The following is an 18,895-nucleotide window of genomic DNA, read 5'->3' as shown; positions in this document are numbered from 1 at the left end:
CAGGAACGACACATGCAAGCGGTGCACGATTTCCCCGAGAAGTCGGGTAGTGCGTCGAACCGCACCGCGCGGGTCCTGGCGGACCGCGCGGCCGGCGAGGCGTACGTCGCATCGGTGTGTTTCAAGCACGGGCCACCTCGCCTGACCGGCGTCGAGCTGGAGTTCACCGTGCACCATGCCGACGACCCGGCCAGACCCCTCGATCCCGATGTCCTCGCCACGGCGCTGGGTCCGCACACCCCGCGGACGCTCCGCCCCGATAGTCCCGCTTCGCCGCTCCCGGCCGGCTCACCCGTGAGCCTCGAGCCCGGGTGCCAGGTCGAGATTTCCGCTCTTCCCCAGGCCTCGCTGCGTGAGCTCGACGCAGCCGTCACGGCCGACCTCCACCACCTGCGCGACCGCCTCGCCCGGCACGGTCTCGTCCTGGGCGAATCGGGCATCGACGCCCACCGCGCGCCTCGCCGTCTCCTGCGCACGCCGCGGTACGCGGCCATGGAGCGGCGGTTCGCGCCGATCGGTCCCGGCGGCCTCACGATGATGTGCAGCACCGCCGGCCTGCAGGTCTGTCTCGACGCGGGGGAGCCCGAGCACTACGCCGCGCGGTGGGCGGCCGCGCACGCGATGGGGCCGCCGCTGCTCGCCCTCTTCGCCAACTCCCGCGTCCACGCCGGGCGCGACACCGGGCACGCCTCCGCCCGCTGGCTGGCGGTGCACGACACGGAAGCGGTGCGCACGCGCACGGCCGCCGTGGCGGGCGATCCGGCGAGGGAGTGGGCCGGGCGGTTGATGGACGTCCCCCTGATGGTGCTGCCCCGCGGCGACCGGCCGTGGGACGCGCCGGAGGGGCTGACGTTCGCCGACTGGATCGACGGCCGGGGGGCGGGCGCCCTGCTGCCGAGGCCGACGGTGGCGGACCTGGACTACCACCTCACGACCATGTTCACGCCGGTCCGCCCGCAGGGGTACCTGGAGATCCGGTACCTCGATGCGCAACCGCCGGACGAGTGGCTGGCTCCGGTCGCCCTGGTGTCCGCGCTGCTCGCCCGGCCCGCCACCGTCGAGAAGGTGCGCGAGGTCTGCGCGCCGGTCGCGGACCGGTGGACCACGGCGGCGCGGCGCGGCCTGGCCGATCCGGAGCTGGCGGCCGTCGCGGCGGCCCTGGCCGACCTCGGCTGCGCCGAGCTGGGCGCGACCGGGCTGGCGGAGGAGTCGATCACCGAGATCAGCGAGAGCGTGCAGGGGCGCGCGTACCGATCGAGGAGTGAAGCATGAGCACGGAAGCACTGGGTGACCTGAGCGAGCAGGACCTGCGCGCCCGGGCCGCCGAAGCACTGACCAGGGCGCGGGCGCGCAGCGTGGCGCTGACCGACGCCGTGGACGACGAAGACCTGGTTCGCCAGCACTCCAAGCTGATGTCGCCGCTGGTCTGGGACCTGGCGCACATCGGTGTCCAGGAGGAGTTGTGGCTGGTCCGGGACGTCGGCGGCCGGGAACCGCTGCGGCCGGACATCGACGACATCTACGACGCCTTCCAGCACGCCCGCGCCGACCGGCCGGAGCTGCCGCTGCTCGGCCCGGCCGAAGCGCGTGCGTACGTCAAGCAGGTGCGGGAGAAGGCGTTCGACGTGCTGGAGCACGCGCCGATGGAGGGCCGGCGGCTGACCGAGCAGGCGTTCGCCTTCGGCATGATCACCCAGCACGAGCAGCAGCACGACGAGACGATGCTGGCCACCCACCAGCTCCGCCGCGGCGACCCGGTGCTGCACGCGCCCGAGCCGCCGCCCGCGCGGTCGGGCACCCTGCCGGCCGAGGTGCTGGTGCCGGGCGGCGTGTTCACCATGGGCACGTCGGCCGAGCCGTGGGCGCTGGACAACGAGCGCCCGGCGCACGAGCTCGCCGTCGAGGCGTTCTGGATGGACACCGTGCCGGTGACGTGCGGGGCCTACGCCGAGTTCCTCGACGGCGGCGGCTACGCCGACGAGCGCTGGTGGAGCCCGGCCGGCTGGGCCTTCCTGCGCGAAAACGACATCACCGCGCCGCGGTTCTGGAAGCGCGAGCAGGACGGCTGGTGGCGCACCCGGTTCGGCGTGTACGAGCGGATCTCCGCCGACGAGCCGGTCGTGCACGTCTCCTACCACGAGGCCGAGGCCTACGCGGCGTGGGCCGGGCGGCGGCTGCCGACCGAGGCGGAGTGGGAGAAGGCGGCCCGGTTCGACCCGGCGACCGGCCGGTCGCGCCGGTTCCCCTGGGGCGACGAAGAACCGTCGGCCGAGCACGCCAACCTCGGCCAGCGGCACCTGCGCCCGGCGCCGGCAGGCGCATACCCGGCCGGCGCGTCGCCGACCGGGGTGCACCAGCTGATCGGCGACGTCTGGGAGTGGACTTCGACCGATTTCCACGGCTACCCGGGCTTCGCGCCCTTCCCGTACCGGGAGTACTCGGAGGTGTTCTTCGGCCCCGAGTACAAGGTGCTGCGCGGCGGGTCGTTCGGCACGGACTCCGCGGCGATCCGGGGCACGTTCCGCAACTGGGACTACCCGATCCGGCGGCAGATCTTCGCCGGCTTCCGCACCGCCCGCGACGCGGCCCCCGGCGAGGTGGGGTAGGCGCATGTGCCGCCACATCGGCTACCTCGGCGAGCCGCTTTCGCCCGCCGAGGTGCTCTTCCGCGCCCCGCATTCGCTGCTGGTGCAGTCCTACGCCCCGGCGGACATGCGCGGCGGTGGCTCGGTGAACGCCGACGGGTTCGGGCTGGGCTGGTACCCCGGCCCGGGCTCGCCGCCGCTGCGCCACCGCCGTTCGACTCCACTGTGGACGGACGAGACGCTGCCGCCGCTGGCCGCGGCGGTGACCGCGGGCGCGTTCGTCGCCGCGGTCCGCAACGGCACCACCGGCCTGCCGGTGACCGAGGCGGCTGCGGCGCCGTTCACCGCCGGACGCTGGCTGTTCAGCCACAACGGCGTCGTCCGCGGCTACCCGGACTCGCTGGCCGAACTGGCCAAGACCCTGCCGGTCACCGAGTTGCTGACGTTGGAGGCGCCGACGGATTCGGTCGTGCTCTGGGCCCTGCTGCGGGCCCGGCTGGCCACGGGGGAGGACCCGCTGACGGCGGTAGCGGCGCTGACCGCCACCGTCGAGGCGGCCGCACCCGGCTCCCGGCTCAACTTCCTGCTCACCGACGGCGAAACGCTGATCGGCACCACCTGGACGCACGCGCTGTCCGTGCTGGAGACCCCGGCCGGCGTGCTGCTGGCGTCCGAACCCCTCGACGGCGACCCGCGCTGGCGGCCCGTCCCCGACCACCACGCCGTGCGCGCCACCGCGGCCGGCGTCGACCTGCTTCCCCTCACCCAGGAGCCGTCATGACCGAAGTCGATCTCGACCACCACCGCTCCGGCGACGCCGTCACCGCGGAACTGCGCGCGGACGTCGTCGCCGGGCTCGGCGCGGCGCAGAAGTGGCTGCCGCCCAAGTGGTTCTACGACGCCGACGGCAGCGAGCTGTTCGAGAAGATCACCCAGCTGCCGGAGTACTACCCCACCCGCAGCGAGCGCGAGGTGCTGGCCGCGCACGCCGGCGACGTCGCCGAGCTGACCGGCGCGCACACGCTCGTCGAACTCGGCTCGGGATCGAGCGAGAAGACCCGGCTCCTGCTCGACGCGCTGACCGCGCACGGCACGCTGGAGGCGTTCGTCCCGCTCGACGTGTCCGAATCCGCGCTGGCCGAAGCGGCCGAGGCGATCTCGAAGGACTACCCGGGCCTGACCGTCCGCGGGGTCGTCGGCGACTTCACCCAGCACCTGAAGCTGCTGCCCGGCGGCCAGCCCCGGGTGGTGGCCTTCCTCGGCGGCACGATCGGCAACTTCCTGCCCGCCGAGCGCGCGGTCTTCCTCCGCTCGGTCCGGGAGGTCCTGGACGAGGGGGAGTGGCTGCTGCTCGGCACCGACCTGGTCAAGGACGCGGGCATTCTCGAACGGGCCTACGACGACGCGGCCGGCGTCACGGCGGAATTCGACAAGAACGTGCTGCGGGTGATCAACGCCCGCCTCGGAGCGAACTTCGACCCCGACGAGTTCGAGCACGTCTCGTACTGGGACGCGGAAAACGAGTGGATCGAGATGCGCCTGCGGGCCCGCCGCGCCCTGACCGTCGAGATCCCCGGCGCGGACCTCACGGTGGCCTTCGCCGCCGGAGAACACATCCGGACGGAGATCTCGGCCAAATTCCGCCCGAGCGGCGTCGAGGCGGAGCTGGCGGCGGCCGGCTTCGCCCTCGAGCACTGGTGGACCGACTCCCAGCAGCGGTTCGGGGTGAGCCTGGCAAGATCCGTGCGTGGCTAATCCTCTCCGGGCGCTCGCCCGGGCCGTCGGCACGAGACCGTGGCTGATGCGCACGGCCCGGTTCGTCGTGTGGGCGGACCAGAAACTGCACAAGGCGTTCGGCGGCCGGGTGAGCCTCGTGGCGCTCGCCGGGCTGCCGTCCCTGCGCCTGACGACGACCGGCCGCAAGAGCGGGCTGCTCCGCAGCACCAACCTGCTCTACTACCCGCGTGGCGGCGAGTTCGTGCTGACGGCGTCCAACTGGGGCCGTCAGCACGACCCGGCGTGGGCGCTCAACCTGCGGGCGAACCCGAAGTGCGCGGTGGCACTGGCCGGGAAGCCGGTCGACGTCGTCGCCCGGGAGCTGCACGGCGAGGAGTACGAGCGGATGTGGGGCGAGCTGCTCGCGTTCTGGCCGGGCTATGCGATGGAGCAGCGCGAGGCCGCCCGGCCGTTGCCGGTTTTCGTTCTCACGCGGGTGGCCCGATAAGTTCCACCATCCGTTCGGCCGGTGCCGGGATTCACCGGTTTGTGCCAGTCTCCCCGGTAAGACGCCGTGACGTCGTGATCTCGCGGCGTAGTGCCTCACCTAGGGAGGAACCGTCTTGCCGAGATCCACACAGAGCCGGGTGCGGTCGTTCGCACTGGTGGGGGCGCTCGTGGCCGGCGTGGGGCTGGCCGGGCCGGCCGGGACCGCCGCCGCGGCCGAAGACTCGGCGGTCAAACCCGCCGTCGTCGGCGCGACCCCGGCCGTCGCCTGGGGCACCTGCTCGAGCGACACCCTCGCCGGCGTGCCCGCGGACCAGGTCAAGTTCTACAGCTGCGCGCGCTACCGCGTGCCGATCGACCACGACAACGCCTCGCTGGGCACCATCGACATCGCCTTGCTCAAACGGGCCGCCCGCACGCCCGCCTCCCGCGTCGGCTCGCTGTTCCTCAACCCGGGCGGCCCCGGCGGTTCGGGCCTGACGATGCCGATCTACGGCCAGTACTATTTCCAGCCGCAGGTCCTCGACCGCTTCGACCTCATCGGCTTCGACCCGCGCGGGGTCGGCGAGAGCAACCCGCTGCGCTGCTTCACCACGCAGGAGGACGCGGACGAGGTGTTCGGTGCCCTGGTCGGGGTGCCGCTGTCGCGCACCGAAATTTCGCGGACACTGGCCGGCTACCGCGATTACGGCCGGTTCTGCAAGAACAACGCCGGTTCGCTGCTGAACCACATGTCCACCAAGGACGTCGTGCGCGACCTCGACACCCTGCGCGCGGCGGTCGGCGACCGGAAGCTGACCTACGTCGGCTTCTCGTACGGGACCCTGATCGGCTCGACGTACACGTCGATGTTCCCGAAGCAGTCGCGGGCGATCGTGATCGACGGCAACGTCGACCCGGCGCTGCGCACCAGTGACGGCGTGCAGTACGACCGCGAGCGCGCGCAGGGGTTCGAAATCTCCCTGGACGGGTTCCTGAAGCGCTGTGATCAGGTGGGCGCGAAGTGCGCGTTCAGCGACGGCGACCCGCGGGCGAAGTTCGACGAGCTCCGCGAGTACCTGCGCAAGCAGCCGATCACCCTCCCGGGAGCCGACCCGCTCGACATCAGCCAGTTCACCGGCGGCGTGTCGAGTGCCCTGTATTCGCCGGCGCGGTTCACGGGCCTGGCCCAGGACCTGCAGGCGCTCTACGCCGCGATCCACCCGGCGGGCGCGCAGACGCAGGCACTGCAGGCCGCACAGCTCAAGGTGCTCACCGCGGGCAAGCAGGGCCTGGCCGACCAGAACCCGGACAGTCCGTACACCAGCGACGATTCGTACTTCGCGGTCAACTGCGCGGACAAGCCGTTCCGGATCAAGCAGGACCAGGTGCCGGACATCGCCGCGAAGTGGGAGCGCGAATCGCGGACCTTCGGGCGCTACCAGGTGTTCTCCGACACGGCGGCCTGCCCGGTGTGGCCGGCGAAGGAGCCGGACGCCTACCGCGGGCCGTGGCGGGCCAAGACGGACGTCCCGGTGGTCGTGGTCGGCAACTACTACGACCCGGCGACGCAGTACCGGTTCGCCCAGCGGATGGCGGCCGAACTCGGCAACACCCGCCTGTTGTCGGTCGACGCCTTCGGCCACTGCATCCTGGGTGACGCCCTGGGCGTGGACAAGGCCGTGGCCGACTACCTGACCGACCTCAAGGTGCCGGCGAACGGACAGGTGTTCCAGCCGAACGTCCAGCCGTTCGAAACCCCGTAGCAGCAAGGAAAACGGGCCGGGGTGACACTGTCGCCCCGGCCCGTTTCACGTCCCCAGCAAGCGGTCCAGCAGGTCCCCGGCGGCCGCTTCCGCTTCGGCGGCGGCGCTCGCGTGGTCGTCGGCGCGGGCGACCAGCATCGCGATCTCGTTCATCCCGGCGAGCAGCACGTGCGCGAAGAGGTCCACGCGCGCCGCCGGGATCCGGCCGCCCCGCCGCAGCGCCGCCTTGATCCCGCCGAGCGTGCGTTCCTCGTCGATCTCCCGCCACCGCTGCCAGCCCAGCACCGCCGGCGCGTCGATGAGCATCACCTGCCGCACGACGGGATCGCGGGTGCTCCGGATCCAGGCGAGACACGCTGCACGCAAGGCCGTCATCGGGTCGGTCATGCCCTCGACGGCTCGCGCGCCGTCCGCGCCGACCCGCTCGTAGACGGTGTCCAGGACCGCCGCGAAGAGCGCGTCCTTGCCGGGGAAGTGGTGGTAGAGCGCGCCGCGGCTGACGTCGGCGGCCCGCAGAACGGCCTCGATCGACGTGCCGTCGTAACCGTGCTCGGTGAACAGGCCGGTCGCGACCGCGACGAGGTGCTCGCGGGTCGCCTGACCCCGGTCGATCTTCTTGTTCATGCGGGTTCGGCAGCCTCCGTCGTTGACAAACCGACTGTCGGTCTGTTCATACTAGACCGTCAGTCGGTTTACTTCTGGAGGGACTCTACCGATGGACTTGCGAACCTGGGAGGACCAGCGCGGACGCGTGTCGACGGCGTCCGGCGACGTGAGCTACACCGACGTCGGCGAAGGGCCGGTGGCGCTCTTCGTGCACGGCGTGGGAACGAACAACCTGTTGTGGCGCAAGGTGATGACCGAGCTGGCGGGGGAGCGCCGGTGCGTCGCGCCCGACCTGCCGGGACACGGTGCCTCGCCGGTGACGCCCGCGCAGGACCTCAGCCTGAACGGCCTCGCCCGGCTGCTCGAAGACTTCTGCGAGTCGCTGGAACTCGGCACGGTCGACCTGGTCGCCAACGACACCGGCGGCGCGGTCGCGCAGGTCTTCGCCGCGCACCACCCCGACCGGGTCCGGACGCTCACCCTGACCAACTGCGACACCCGGGGCAACCTGCCGCCGGAGTCGTTCCGCCCGGTCGTCGAGCTGGCCGAACGCGGGAAGCTCGCGCCGCTGCTGGTCCAGCTCGCCGCGGACCCCGAGCGGGCGCGAACCGCTGCGCTCGGCGGGGGCTACGAGCACCCCGAACAGCTGTCCGACGAGGTCCTGGCCGCCTTCGTCCGGCCGGTCGGCGGCACGCTCGAGGCGGCGCGGGAGTTCGAGCGGCTGCTGACGTCGGTCCGCGGCGAGGAGCTGGACGCGATCGAGCCGCTGCTCAAGGAGTTCCGGGTGCCGACTTTGCTCGTCTGGGGGACGGGCGACCCGAACTTCGGTGTCGAGTGGGCCTACCGGTTCCGCGACGCGGTTCCCGGCGTCACCGAGGTCGTCGAGGTGCCTGGAGCCAAGCTGTTCTTCCCCGACGAGCGTCCCGAAGACCTCGTGCCGCACCTGCGCCGGCACTGGGCGTAGCGACCATCACAGGCGCCAGGGCCAGGACCTGGCGCTACAGTGGGAGAGTTGATCAACCACGAACACGGGAAGCGAGGTGAGCGGCACATGCCAGCGGACAGTCCTCGGACGGCCGGGCGCGCGCTCACCGGAGGTTTCCGGCGGGGCTGAGTCCGGTCGCCCCCTGTCCGGCAGTGCGCGCACGCCGGAAAAGAGCCGGAAATGACCATCTTCGAAATGCTGCTGCGCGTGGGTGCCGGCGTCGGCCTGGGTGCCGTCATCGGGGTCGAGCGCCAGTTCCGCGCCCGGATGGCCGGGCTGCGCACCAACGCCCTCGTCGCCGTCGGGGCGACGCTGTTCGTGCTGCTGTCCGCCCACGGTTTCGGCGGGCTGGCCTCGAGCGGCGACGCCGATCCGACCCGGGTGGCCGCGCAGATCGTCTCGGGCATCGGGTTCCTCGGCGCCGGGGTCATCATGCGCGACGGCCTCAACGTCCGGGGCCTCAACACCGCCGCGACGCTCTGGTGCTCGGCCGCGGTCGGCGCCCTCGCCGGAGCCGGGCTGTACGCGGTCGCGGCGGCCGGCACCGCCGTCGTGGTCGGGGTGAACGTGGTGCTGCGCCCGCTCGGCCGCGTGGTGGACCGCCGTCCCGACGCGGGTGAGGAGACCCCGGCGCGGTACGAGTTCCAGGCGGTGACCCGCGACGAGGCCGAGGCCCACGTGCGGGCGCTGCTCGTGCAGGCGTTGACGCGCACGGACTTCCGGCTCCTGTCGGTGCTGAGCACGGACCGGGAGAACCGCACGGTCGAGGTCCGCGCCGAGCTGATCGGCGACCAGCGCGACGACGCCCAGATGGAAGCGGCGGTGTCGCGGTTGTCGCTGGAGCCGGCGGTGTCGAGTGTGCGCTGGGTGGCCGTCCCGGCGTGAGAACGAAGAGGGCCTCCCCGCTCACCGAGCGGGGAGGCCCTCCGAAAACGCGGAACCCCTACACCTGCGTCATCTTCCGCAGCACGTACTGCAGGATGCCGCCGTTGCGGTAGTAGTCCGCCTCGCCCGGGGTGTCGATGCGGACGTCCGCCTCGAACTCGACCTTGGTGCCGTCCGCCTTGGTGGCGGTGACGTGCACCGTGCGGGGCGTGTCGCCGTCGTTCAGCGCCGTGATGCCCGCGATGTCGAACGTCTCGGTGCCGTCGAGGCCGAGCGAGGAGGCCGACTCGCCCGCCGGGAACTGCAGCGGGATGACGCCCATGCCGATCAGGTTGGACCGGTGGATCCGCTCGAACGACTCGGTGATCACCGCGCGGACGCCCAGCAGCGACGTGCCCTTGGCCGCCCAGTCACGCGACGAGCCCGAGCCGTACTCCTTGCCGCCCAGCACGACCAGCGGGGTGCCCGCCGCCGCGTAGTTCTGGGCTGCGTCGTAGATGAACGCCTGCGGAGCGCCCTCGACGGTGAAGTCCCGGGTGTAGCCGCCCTGGACGTCGTCGAGGAGCTGGTTGCGCAGCCGGATGTTCGCGAACGTGCCGCGGATCATCACCTCGTGGTTGCCGCGCCGGGAGCCGTAGGAGTTGAAGTCCTTCTTCTCCACGCCGTGCTCGGTCAGGTACTGCGCGGCCGGGGTGCCCGGCTTGATCGCGCCGGCGGGGGAGATGTGGTCGGTGGTGACCGAGTCGCCCAGCTTCGCCAGCACGCGTGCGCCGGTGATGTCGGTGACCGGGGCCGGCTCCGGCGTCATGCCCTCGAAGTACGGGGGCTTCCGCACGTAGGTGGACTCGAGGTCCCACTCGAAGGTCTTGCCCTCCGGGGTGGGCAGCGACTTCCAGCGCTCGCCGCCGTCGAAGACGTCCGCGTAGTCCTTGGTGAACATCTCCTGCGTGATCGCGTGGTCGATGGTCTCCTGGATCTCCTTGGCCGTCGGCCAGATGTCCTTCAGGAAGACGTCGTTGCCTTGGGTGTCCTGGCCCAGCGGCTGGTTCGCGAAGTCGAAGTCCATCGTGCCGGCCAGCGCGTAGGCGATGACCAGCGGCGGCGACGCGAGGTAGTTCATCTTCACGTCGGGGTTGATCCGGCCCTCGAAGTTCCGGTTGCCCGAGAGCACCGAGACCGCGGTGAGGTCGTTCTCCTGGATCGCCGCTGAGATCTCGTCCGAGAGCGGGCCGGAGTTGCCGATGCAGGTGGTGCAGCCGTAGCCGACCAGGTGGTAGCCCAGCTTCTCCAGGTACGGCCACAGGTTGGCCTTGGTGTAGTAGTCGGTGACGACCTGCGAGCCCGGCGCCATCGACGTCTTCACCCACGGCTTCACCGCGAGACCCTTGTCCACGGCGTTGCGCGCGAGCAGCGCGGCACCGAGCATGACCGACGGGTTCGAGGTGTTGGTGCACGAGGTGATCGAGGCGATCACCACGGCGCCGTGGTCGAGCACGAACTCGCCGCGGTCCGGCGTCGAGACCTTGACCGGCTTGGTCGGGCGGCCCGACGCGCCGTTCGCGGCCGAGCTGGTGACCGGGGCGGCGTCGTCCTCGGCGAACGACAGCGACGGGGCGTCACTGGCCGGGAAGGACTCCTCCGAAGCCTCGTCCATCTTGGTGTGCGGCGTGGCGTCCTCGCCGTCCACGTAGTCGTGGATCGACTTGCGGAACGAGGACTTCGCGTCGGTCAGCTCGATGCGGTCCTGCGGGCGCTTCGGGCCGGCGATCGACGGGACGACCGTCGAGAGGTCCAGCTCGAGGTACTCGGAGTAGGCCGCCTCGCGCGACGCGTCGTGCCAGAGGCCCTGCTCCTTGGCGTAGGCCTCGACCAGCGCGACCTGCTCGGCCGAGCGGCCGGTCAGCTTGAGGTAGCGGACGGTCTCCTCGTCGATCGGGAAGATCGCCGCGGTGGAGCCGAACTCCGGGCTCATGTTGCCGATGGTGGCGCGGTTGGCCAGCGGCACCTCGGCGACGCTCTCGCCGTAGAACTCGACGAACTTGCCGACCACGCCGTGGCGGCGCAGCATCTCGGTGATCGTGAGCACGACGTCGGTGGCGGTGACGCCGGCCGGGATCTCGCCGGTCAGCTTGAAGCCGACGACGCGCGGGATGAGCATCGACACCGGCTGGCCGAGCATGGCGGCCTCGGCCTCGATGCCGCCGACGCCCCAGCCCAGCACGCCCAGGCCGTTGACCATGGTGGTGTGCGAGTCGGTGCCGACGCAGGAGTCGGGGTAGGCCTGGCCGTTGCGGGACATCACCGTGCGGGCGAGGTGCTCGATGTTGACCTGGTGCACGATGCCGGTGCCCGGCGGGACGACCTTGAACTCGTCGAAGGCGCCCTGGCCCCAGCGCAGGAACTGGTAGCGCTCGCGGTTGCGCTCGTACTCGATCTCGACGTTGCGCTCGAAGGCGTCCGGGCGGCCGAAGACGTCGATGATCACCGAGTGGTCGATGACCAGCTCGGCCGGGGCCAGCGGGTTGACCTTGTCGGGGTCGCCGCCCAGGTCGGTGACCGCTTCGCGCATGGTGGCGAGGTCGACGACGCACGGGACGCCGGTGAAGTCCTGCATGATCACGCGGGCCGGCGTGAACTGGATTTCGATCGACGGGTCGGCGTTCGGGTCCCACGAGCCGAGCGCACGGATGTGGTCGGCGGTGATGTTCGCGCCGTCCTCGGTGCGCAGCAGGTTCTCGAGCAGGATCTTGAGGCTGTAGGGCAGCCGCTCGGCGCCCTCGACCTTGTTCAGGCGGAACACCTCGTACGAGGCGTCGCCGACCTTCAGCGTGTCTTTGGCGCCGAAGCTGTCCTTGCTGGCGGGTGAGGTCACGTCTAACTCCAGTGGCGGGGACGCCGCTCCGTCGCGGCAGAGGAGTCCCGGGTCAGTTCGGTCGGTTCGGTGGGGCGAGTCTTGCGCACCCCCACCGTAGGACCGGATGCGGGATGGCACACCTCGCGGTGGTTCAAACAGTACGCGTGTCCTGTTTGGGGTTCAAGACGACACGCGGTATGGGCTGCGCCATCCGATGCGGGGGTCCCTCAATGAGGGGAATTGGTGCCTACGTTGTGTAAGTTTCCGCTGAGGCTTGTGATAGTGGTGTGACTGCAGTGACACGCGGTGTGCGCTGGTGAGCGGAGGTGGCGGTCTTGTTAGGACAGTGCGGGGGTTCGAGGGTGCCGCGCGTCCGCCGGGGACTCAGCGTGAGCACGCTCACGCTGGTGATCTTGTTCGGCGCGGGTGGCACGGGCCTCGCGGCGCCCCCGCCGCCGCCGAACCCCAGCGATTCGGAGATCCAGGCCGGCAAGGCCGACGCGAACGCGAAGGCCGGCGAGGTCGGCCGGCTGACCAACCAGCTGGCCCAGGCCGAGCAGAAACTCACGCAGCTGCAGGACGACGTCGAGCTCAAGCAGGAACAGGCCAACAAGGCGCTGGTCGACCTGCAGACCGCGCAGGACGACGCGGCGCAGGCGGAGAACGACGCGAAGGCCGCCCGCACCGAAGCCGACGCGGCCGCGGCGGCCATCGACCAGGCCCGGGCGGACCTGAAGACCTTCGCCGCCGCCAGCTTCCAGCAGGGCAGCACGGTCGGCTCGCTCTCGGCGTACCTGAGCGCGGACAGCCCCAAGAACATGCTCGCCCGCGCGCAGCTGCTCGACGCCGTCGGCGGCGACCGGCTCAACGCCCTCGACCGGCTCCAGCAGGCGCAGACCGAGAAGTCCAACAAGGACGCCGCCGCCCGCAAGGCCGCCGAGATCGCCCAGCAGAAGCAGGACGCGGCCCGCCGGGCGAAGAACAGCGCCGACGCCGCGCAGACCACCGCCGAACGCGCCCAGGACGGCCAGGCAGCCCAGAACTCGCAGCTCGAGAAGAACAAGTCCGACGTCGAGCAGCAGCTCTACGCCGCCCAGGCCAAGGTCAGCGGCCTGCAGGGCCAGCGGCAGCGCTACCAGGACTGGCTCGCCCAGAAGCAGCGCGAGGACGAGGAACGCGCGCGCCAGGCCGCGCTCGCCGCCGCCACGGCCGGGGGCGGTGGCCGTCCGTCGGGCGGCCCGGCGCCGTCGGGGCCGGCCGGCTCGTCGATCGAGGCGGTGATCGCGCGGGCGCTGTCCACGCTCGGGCTGCCCTACGCCTGGGGCGGCGGCAACACGAGCGGCGCGACCCGCGGCATCCGCGACGGCGGCGTCGCCGACCGCTACGGCGACTACAACAAGATCGGCTTCGACTGCTCCGGCCTGATGATCTACGCCTTCGCCGGGGTCCGCTCGCTGCCGCACTACAGCGGTTACCAGTACTCGTCGGGACGGCAGGTGCCGCTGTCCCAGATGCGCCGCGGCGACCTGCTGTTCTGGGGTGGGCCCGGCGGCATCCACCACGTTGCGCTCTACCTCGGCGGCGGGCAGATGGTCGAGGCGCCGCAGTCCGGCCTGCGGGTCCGGGTCGCCCCGGTGCGCTACGGCGGGATCATGCCGTACGCGACGCGGCTGGTCGGCTGAAACCCGCTCGACGGCGGCCGCCGGCTTCGCGAAGATCGGCCGCGTGGACGACGAACTGAACGCGCTGCGGCGCACCCGGATGCGCTGGAACACGCCGTTGTCCGAGCCGCACGCGGACCTGCTGCTCGACCGGATGGCCCTGGACGCGGGCCGGCTCGTCGACCTCGGCTGCGGCTGGGGCGAGCTGCTGCTGCGGGCGGCCGCCCGCGCTCCGGGCCTGCGCGCGACCGGCGTCGACACCGACGTGACCGGCCTCGACCGCGGCCGGGCGGTGGCCGCGTCGCGTGGCCTGGCGGTGGACTTCGCCGAGTCGGACGCCGCGACCTGGGACGTTCCGGCCGAGCGGGTGTTCTGCATCGGCGCCGCCCACATCTTCGGCTCGACCACGGCGGCGCTGGAAGCGATCGCCGGGGTGGTCCGGCCGTCCGGCCGGCTGCTCTACGGCGACGGCTTCTGGGCGGCGGCGCCCGGCCCGGCGGCGCGGGAGATCTTCGGCCCGGACCTGCTGACCCTGCCGGACCTGCTCGACGCCGTGGCCGGCGCCGGCTGGCGCGTGCTGCACTTCAGCACCGCCGACCAGCTGGAGTGGGACGACTTCGAGTCGACCTCGCGGGCCGCCTGGGCGGAGTGGCTGGTGGCGCACCCGGCCGACCCGCGGGCGGGTGAGATCCGGGAGTGGCTCGACCGGCGGTTGCGGCAATACGTCCGGGACTACCGGGGCGTGCTGGGCTTCACCTACCTCGTGCTGGGCCGCTGAAGTCCGGCAGCCGCCGCTCGGGTGCGCTCGATGATCCGCCGGGGGTCCCCGGGCCGGGCGGTCCGCCGCGACCTCGCAGTCCCGTGCCGGCGGCTTCCCGGCCGGCAGAGCGCGCGGACCAGGTACGCCAGGGCTTCACCTACCTCGGCCCGGGCCGCTAGGGTGCCCCGGTGCGCTACGCGGGGATCGTGGTGGCCGGTGGCTCGGCCCGCCGGTTGTCCGGTGTGGACAAGCCGGCGCTGTCGGTGGGCGGGAAACCGTTGCTGGCGCGCGCGATCCACGCCCTCGACGGCGCCGAGCGGGTGATCGCGGTCGGCCCGCGCCGGCCGGGCTTCGACGTCGTGTGGACGCGCGAACCGGTGCCGGGCACCGGGCCGGTGGCGGCGCTGGCGGCGGGCCTGGTGTTCGTGCCCGACGACGTCGAGGCGGTCGTGGTGCTGGCCGCCGACCTCCCGGGCGTCCGGCGCTCCACAGTGGACCGGCTGGTGGCGGCGGTCGGCGACGGCGACGGCGCGGTCCTGGTGGACGCGGCGGGGGAGCGCCAGTGGCTGCTGGGCGCCTGGCGGGTGCCGTCGCTGCGGGCGGCGGTGCCGGAGCAGGCGGAGAACGCGGCCTTGCGCCGGGTCCTCGGCGGGCTGGCGGTGGCCGAGGTCCCGGCGGAACGGGGCGAAGCCGACGACATCGACACCCCCGAGGACCTCGAGCGGCATCGCTAAGCTGCGCCGGCGGCCCGTGCCGAGGCCGGCCACCAGCGACGGGGTGGCGGTCCCTGACCCGCACGGTCCGGCTCCGCTGTCCTGCCGAACAGGTGCTTCACAGGTGCCACACCGGTGACCGTGTTGGCTGATCGAGGGCCAAGTGCGTTCGTCCGCGTGCCGGATGAGACGGACGAGCGGGGGCGCAGTACGGTCGCACCGCGTGATCACCGTCGCGGGGGCGGCGCACGAGATTTCGAGGAGGCAGAGTGACCGAGCCCGGCTACGCCGAGGGCGGGAACGGGCAGCAGCCCGCGACGCCGGCGCGGGACGCCCAGTTGCTGGAGCGGACCGTGTTCGAGGTCAAGCGGATCATCGTCGGCCAGGATCGCCTGGTCGAGCGGATGCTGGTCGGCCTGCTGGCCAAGGGCCACCTGCTGCTCGAAGGCGTGCCCGGCGTGGCGAAGACCCTCGCCGTCGAGACGTTCGCCCGGGTCGTCGGCGGCTCGTTCTCCCGCGTGCAGTTCACCCCCGACCTGGTGCCCGCGGACATCCTCGGCACCCGGATCTACCGCCAGGGCGCCGAGCGCTTCGACGTCGAGCTCGGCCCGGTCGTGGCGAACTTCGTGCTCGCCGACGAGATCAACCGCGCGCCGGCCAAGGTCCAGTCGGCGATGCTCGAGGTGATGGCCGAGCGGCACGTGTCGATCGGCGGCCAGACCTTCCCGATGCCCGACCCGTTCCTCGTGCTCGCCACGCAGAACCCGATCGAGAACGAAGGCGTGTACCCGCTGCCGGAGGCGCAGCGCGACCGGTTCCTGTTCAAGATCGTCGTCGAGTACCCCTCCGCCGAGGAGGAGCGCGAGATCATCTACCGGATGGGCGTCACCCCGCCCACCCCGCACGAGGTGCTCAGCCCGGGCGAGCTCGTCCGGCTGCAGGGCGTCGCGTCGCAGGTGTTCGTGCACCACGCCCTGGTCGACTACGTGGTCCGCCTGGTGCTGACCACCCGCACGCCGAACGAGCACGGCCTCGCCGACGTCGCCGGCTGGGTGTCCTACGGTGCTTCGCCGCGGGCGAGCCTCGGCATCATCGCCGCCGCGCGGGCACTGGCCCTGGTCCGCGGCCGCGACTACGTGCTGCCCCAGGACGTCGTCGACGTCGTCCCCGACGTGCTGCGCCACCGGCTCGTGCTGTCCTACGACGCCCTCGCCGACGGCGTGCCGATCGACCACATCATCACGCGCGTGCTGCAGACCGTGCCGCTGCCGCAGGTCTCGGCCCGGCCGCAGGGCGGGACCGGCCAGGGCGGCCCGGTCCCGGCGGGCGCGCCGGTCAGGTAACCCGGCGATGGCGAAGAACGAGAAGGGCCGGCGCCCTTCGTGGGCGCCGCCGGTCCTGCGCGGCGACCGCCTGGAGGCCGGGCTCCGCACGCTGGAGCTCGACGTCCGCCGCCGGCTCGACGGGCTGCTGCAGGGCAACCACCTCGGCCTGGTGCCGGGGCCGGGGTCCGAGCCCGGCGAGGCCCGCCCGTACCAGCCCGGCGACGACGTGCGCCGGATGGACTGGGCGGTCACCGCCCGCACCACGACCCCGCACATCCGCGAGACCGTGGCCGATCGCGAGCTGGAGACGTGGGTCGTCGCCGACCTTTCGGCGAGCCTCGACTTCGGCACCGCGCTGTGCGAGAAGCGCGATCTGGTGGTCTGCGCCGTCGCGGCGGTCGCCCACCTCACCGGAGGCGGCGGCAACCGGATCGGCGCGCTGATCTCCACCGGCGCCGACACGACCCGCATCCCGGCGCGCGGCGGCCTGGCACACGCCCGCGGGCTGGTGCGCAAGCTCGCCGAGACACCGCGCGCGGCCGAGGGCACCCGGGGCGACTTCGCCCAGGCCCTCGAAGCGCTGCGCCGCCCGCCGCGCCGGCGTGGCCTGGCCGTGGTGATCTCCGACTTCCTGGGCGATGAGTCCTGGGAGCGGCCGCTGCGGGCACTCGGCGGGCGCCACGAACTGATCGCGATCGAAGTCCTCGACCCGCGCGACATCGACCTGCCCGAGGTGGGCACCGTCGTGCTGGCCGACCCGGAGACAGGGAAACAGCGCGAAGTGCACGCGTCGGCCTTGCTGCGCAAGGAGTTCGGGGCCGCGGCCCACGCCCACCGGCAGAAGGTGGCGGCGAGTCTGCGGCGCGCGGGCGCGGCCCACCTGACGCTGCGCACGGACGCCGACTGGATCGCCGACATGGTGCGGTTCGTCGTCGCCCGCAAGCGCCGCTGGTCGGGGGGTGTCGCGTGAGGGAGTTTGCGATCGGACCATTCGACACAGCGCTCCCGGCTCAGGCGGCACCGAGCGTCAGCGAGGTGTGCGCATGAGCTTGACGGGCTTCGCGTCGCCGTGGTGGTTCCTGCTGCTGATCGCGGTCGCCGCGGTCGCCGTCGGGTACGTGCTCGCGCAGCGGGCGCGCCGGAAGCGGACCATGCGGTTCGCGAACCTGGACCTGCTGGAAAAGGTCGCACCGAAGAGCCAGGGCTGGATCCGGCACCTGCCGGCCGTGCTGATCGTGGTGTCGCTGCTGCTGCTCACGGTGGCGCTGGCCGGGCCCACCGCCGAGCAGAAGGTGCCGCGCAACCGGGCGACCGTGATGCTGGTGATCGACGTGTCGCTGTCCATGGAAGCCACCGACGTCCTCCCGACGCGGTTGCAGGCCGCCCAAGAAGCGGCGACGAGCTTCGCGCGGAACATGACCCCGGGGATCAACCTGGGGCTGATCTCGTTCGCGGGCACGGCGACGGTGCTGGTCAACCCGACCACCGACCGCAACGGCGTGATCAAGGCGATCGAAAACCTGAAGCTGGCCCAGTCGACGGCGACCGGGGAAGGCATCTTCGCGGCGCTGCAGTCGGTGGAGAGCTTCTCGAGCCTCGTCGGCGGGGCGGACGGGCCGCCGCCGGCGCGGATCGTGCTGATGTCCGACGGGAAGCAGACGGTGCCCGAGGACCTGTATGCGGCGCGCGGCGGGTACACCGCGGCGCAGGCGGCGAAGCAGGCCGGGGTGCCGATCTCGTCGATTTCCTTCGGCACCACCCACGGTTCGGTCACCATCGACGACAAGCCCCAGCCGGTCAGCGTGGACGACGAATCGCTGCGCGAGATCGCGCGCCTCTCGGGCGGCGACTTCTACAAGGCGGCCAGCGCCGAGGAGCTGAAGAAGGTCTATGCCGACCTCGGCGAGCAGATCGGCTACGAGCTCAAGGACGCCGACGCGAGCAAGCCGTGGCTGGTGGTGGGGACGTTGATCCTCATGTTGGGCGCGGCGGCCAGCCTGTTCTTCGGGCAACGGCTGCCCTGACTCAGGCTCGGCGGACGCCGTACAGGCTTCCGCCGAGCAGGGTCACCCCGGAGAGGACGCCGCTGACGAACGGCACCCACTCCGTCGCGCTCTCGAGCAGGGCGAGCCCGGCGACGCCGAGCACGGTCAGTACCACGCCGACGACGAGGATCGAGCGGGTCTTCCACGCCGAGGCGAGCGCGACGAAGTGCAGGCCAACGACGGTCGCGATCCAGGCGACGTTGGCCTGCACGGGCGCCTCCAGCAGGCTCAGCACGAAGAACCCGGCGACGAGCAGCACCACTTCGCCGCCGACGATCACCCGATAGCTCGGCCCGAACATCGGCCGGTCGTCGAGCGTCGGCCGCCCACCCGCGCGGACACCGAGGACCACCACCGCCGCGAGCGCGAGCACGGCGAGGGCGCGCAGCACCCAGCCCAGCACCGCGGGGACGGGGGCACCGGAGTTGACGAGGACGAAGACGGTCCCGAACGCGGCGCCGATGAGCGCCCCCAGAAACTGCTGTCGCATCCGGCGAACCTACCGGAG

At 72.1% G+C, this 18,895-nt stretch carries 17 protein-coding genes; 14 read left to right on the top strand and 3 right to left on the bottom strand.

Going from position 1 to position 18,895, the window contains the following annotated elements; all coding sequences use genetic code 11:
- The first annotated feature begins 12 nt into the window (after window positions 1-12).
- From egtA to ISP_RS25825, 6 genes are all read left to right on the top strand, one after another.
- The gene (gene egtA / locus ISP_RS25850) at window positions 13-1,272 is read left to right on the top strand and encodes an ergothioneine biosynthesis glutamate--cysteine ligase EgtA (protein ID WP_013226794.1); all 1,260 of its coding nucleotides are present in this window, start codon (window positions 13-15) and stop codon (window positions 1,270-1,272) included.
- Window positions 1,269-2,606, top strand: a complete 1,338-nt coding sequence (gene egtB, locus ISP_RS25845) for an ergothioneine biosynthesis protein EgtB (protein WP_013226793.1) — start codon at window positions 1,269-1,271, stop codon at window positions 2,604-2,606. Before egtA ends, egtB begins: the two co-directional genes overlap by 4 nt.
- A gap of 4 nt (window positions 2,607-2,610) precedes the next feature.
- The gene (gene egtC / locus ISP_RS25840; RefSeq protein ID WP_014467182.1) at window positions 2,611-3,366 is read left to right on the top strand and encodes an ergothioneine biosynthesis protein EgtC; all 756 of its coding nucleotides are present in this window, start codon (window positions 2,611-2,613) and stop codon (window positions 3,364-3,366) included.
- Window positions 3,363-4,340: an L-histidine N(alpha)-methyltransferase gene (gene egtD / locus ISP_RS25835; protein WP_013226791.1), complete on the top strand. Its 978-nt coding sequence runs from the start codon at window positions 3,363-3,365 to the stop codon at window positions 4,338-4,340. Before egtC ends, egtD begins: the two co-directional genes overlap by 4 nt.
- A 46-nt stretch (window positions 4,341-4,386) precedes the next feature.
- Window positions 4,387-4,809, top strand: a complete 423-nt coding sequence (locus ISP_RS25830; protein WP_013226790.1) for a nitroreductase/quinone reductase family protein — start codon at window positions 4,387-4,389, stop codon at window positions 4,807-4,809.
- Between the two features lie 139 nt (window positions 4,810-4,948).
- On the top strand, window positions 4,949-6,553 hold the full coding sequence (locus ISP_RS25825) for an alpha/beta hydrolase (protein WP_013226789.1): 1,605 nt from the start codon (window positions 4,949-4,951) through the stop codon (window positions 6,551-6,553).
- A 45-nt stretch (window positions 6,554-6,598) separates the two neighbouring features.
- Here the strand turns inward: ISP_RS25825 and ISP_RS25820 are convergent, their stop codons facing one another.
- A complete protein-coding gene (locus tag ISP_RS25820) occupies window positions 6,599-7,177 on the bottom strand; it encodes a TetR/AcrR family transcriptional regulator (RefSeq protein ID WP_013226788.1) in 579 nt (192 codons plus the stop codon).
- Window positions 7,178-7,268: 91 nt separating this feature from the next.
- On the opposite strand from ISP_RS25820, the gene ISP_RS25815 reads away from it, so the two are divergent.
- Both ISP_RS25815 and ISP_RS25810 read left to right on the top strand, forming a co-directional pair.
- Complete coding sequence (locus ISP_RS25815; protein WP_013226787.1) at window positions 7,269-8,123, top strand: alpha/beta fold hydrolase; 855 nt, start codon at window positions 7,269-7,271, stop codon at window positions 8,121-8,123.
- A 201-nt stretch (window positions 8,124-8,324) separates the two neighbouring features.
- Window positions 8,325-9,029, top strand: coding sequence for an MgtC/SapB family protein (locus tag ISP_RS25810; RefSeq protein WP_013226786.1), 705 nt, complete (start codon window positions 8,325-8,327; stop codon window positions 9,027-9,029).
- 58 nt (window positions 9,030-9,087) lie between these two features.
- Here ISP_RS25810 and ISP_RS25805 read toward each other — a convergent pair whose 3' ends face one another.
- Window positions 9,088-11,901 (bottom strand): aconitate hydratase, encoded by a 2,814-nt coding sequence (locus ISP_RS25805; RefSeq protein ID WP_013226785.1) that lies wholly within the window; start codon window positions 11,899-11,901, stop codon window positions 9,088-9,090.
- Window positions 11,902-12,245: 344 nt separating this feature from the next.
- Between ISP_RS25805 and ISP_RS25800 the strand changes: the two genes are divergently transcribed.
- From ISP_RS25800 to ISP_RS25775, 6 genes are all read left to right on the top strand, one after another.
- On the top strand, window positions 12,246-13,565 hold the full coding sequence (locus ISP_RS25800) for an NlpC/P60 family protein (RefSeq protein ID WP_013226784.1): 1,320 nt from the start codon (window positions 12,246-12,248) through the stop codon (window positions 13,563-13,565).
- Window positions 13,566-13,608: 43 nt separating this feature from the next.
- Window positions 13,609-14,322 carry an SAM-dependent methyltransferase gene (locus ISP_RS25795; protein ID WP_013226783.1) on the top strand — a complete coding sequence of 238 codons (714 nt, stop codon included), beginning with the start codon at window positions 13,609-13,611 and terminating at the stop codon, window positions 14,320-14,322.
- A 170-nt stretch (window positions 14,323-14,492) separates the two neighbouring features.
- Window positions 14,493-15,038 carry a molybdenum cofactor guanylyltransferase gene (gene mobA, locus ISP_RS25790; protein ID WP_013226782.1) on the top strand — a complete coding sequence of 182 codons (546 nt, stop codon included), beginning with the start codon at window positions 14,493-14,495 and terminating at the stop codon, window positions 15,036-15,038.
- Between the two features lie 248 nt (window positions 15,039-15,286).
- Window positions 15,287-16,360 (top strand): AAA family ATPase, encoded by a 1,074-nt coding sequence (locus ISP_RS25785; RefSeq protein ID WP_013226781.1) that lies wholly within the window; start codon window positions 15,287-15,289, stop codon window positions 16,358-16,360.
- Window positions 16,361-16,367: 7 nt separating this feature from the next.
- On the top strand, window positions 16,368-17,312 hold the full coding sequence (locus tag ISP_RS25780) for a DUF58 domain-containing protein (protein ID WP_013226780.1): 945 nt from the start codon (window positions 16,368-16,370) through the stop codon (window positions 17,310-17,312).
- A gap of 73 nt (window positions 17,313-17,385) precedes the next feature.
- Window positions 17,386-18,366 (top strand): VWA domain-containing protein, encoded by a 981-nt coding sequence (locus ISP_RS25775; protein WP_013226779.1) that lies wholly within the window; start codon window positions 17,386-17,388, stop codon window positions 18,364-18,366.
- A gap of 1 nt (window position 18,367) precedes the next feature.
- On the opposite strand, the gene ISP_RS25770 is transcribed toward ISP_RS25775, so the two are convergent.
- A complete protein-coding gene (locus ISP_RS25770) occupies window positions 18,368-18,877 on the bottom strand; it encodes a hypothetical protein (protein WP_013226778.1) in 510 nt (169 codons plus the stop codon).
- Between the last annotated feature and the right edge of the window lie 18 nt (window positions 18,878-18,895).

This window comes from Amycolatopsis mediterranei (assembly GCF_026017845.1).
Taxonomy (GTDB): Bacteria; Actinomycetota; Actinomycetes; order Mycobacteriales; family Pseudonocardiaceae; genus Amycolatopsis; species Amycolatopsis mediterranei.
Note: the sequence above shows the minus strand (reverse complement) of the source record. Positions and strands in the feature narration are given on the sequence as shown.

What these genes read in the sequence shown, in the direction of transcription:
- ISP_RS25820 (WP_013226788.1), bottom strand. Translation starts at nt 7,177, where the DNA reads ATGAACAAGAAGATCGACCGGGGTCAGGCGACCCGCGAGCACCTCGTC.
- ISP_RS25770 (WP_013226778.1), bottom strand. Translation starts at nt 18,877, where the DNA reads ATGCGACAGCAGTTTCTGGGGGCGCTCATCGGCGCCGCGTTCGGGACC.
- ISP_RS25815 (WP_013226787.1), top strand. Translation starts at nt 7,269, where the DNA reads ATGGACTTGCGAACCTGGGAGGACCAGCGCGGACGCGTGTCGACGGCG.
- ISP_RS25830 (WP_013226790.1), top strand. Translation starts at nt 4,387, where the DNA reads ATGCGCACGGCCCGGTTCGTCGTGTGGGCGGACCAGAAACTGCACAAG.
- egtB (WP_013226793.1), top strand. Translation starts at nt 1,269, where the DNA reads ATGAGCACGGAAGCACTGGGTGACCTGAGCGAGCAGGACCTGCGCGCC.
- egtA (WP_013226794.1), top strand. Translation starts at nt 13, where the DNA reads ATGCAAGCGGTGCACGATTTCCCCGAGAAGTCGGGTAGTGCGTCGAAC.
- ISP_RS25775 (WP_013226779.1), top strand. Translation starts at nt 17,386, where the DNA reads ATGAGCTTGACGGGCTTCGCGTCGCCGTGGTGGTTCCTGCTGCTGATC.
- ISP_RS25780 (WP_013226780.1), top strand. Translation starts at nt 16,368, where the DNA reads ATGGCGAAGAACGAGAAGGGCCGGCGCCCTTCGTGGGCGCCGCCGGTC.
- egtD (WP_013226791.1), top strand. Translation starts at nt 3,363, where the DNA reads ATGACCGAAGTCGATCTCGACCACCACCGCTCCGGCGACGCCGTCACC.
- ISP_RS25810 (WP_013226786.1), top strand. Translation starts at nt 8,325, where the DNA reads ATGACCATCTTCGAAATGCTGCTGCGCGTGGGTGCCGGCGTCGGCCTG.
- egtC (WP_014467182.1), top strand. Translation starts at nt 2,611, where the DNA reads ATGTGCCGCCACATCGGCTACCTCGGCGAGCCGCTTTCGCCCGCCGAG.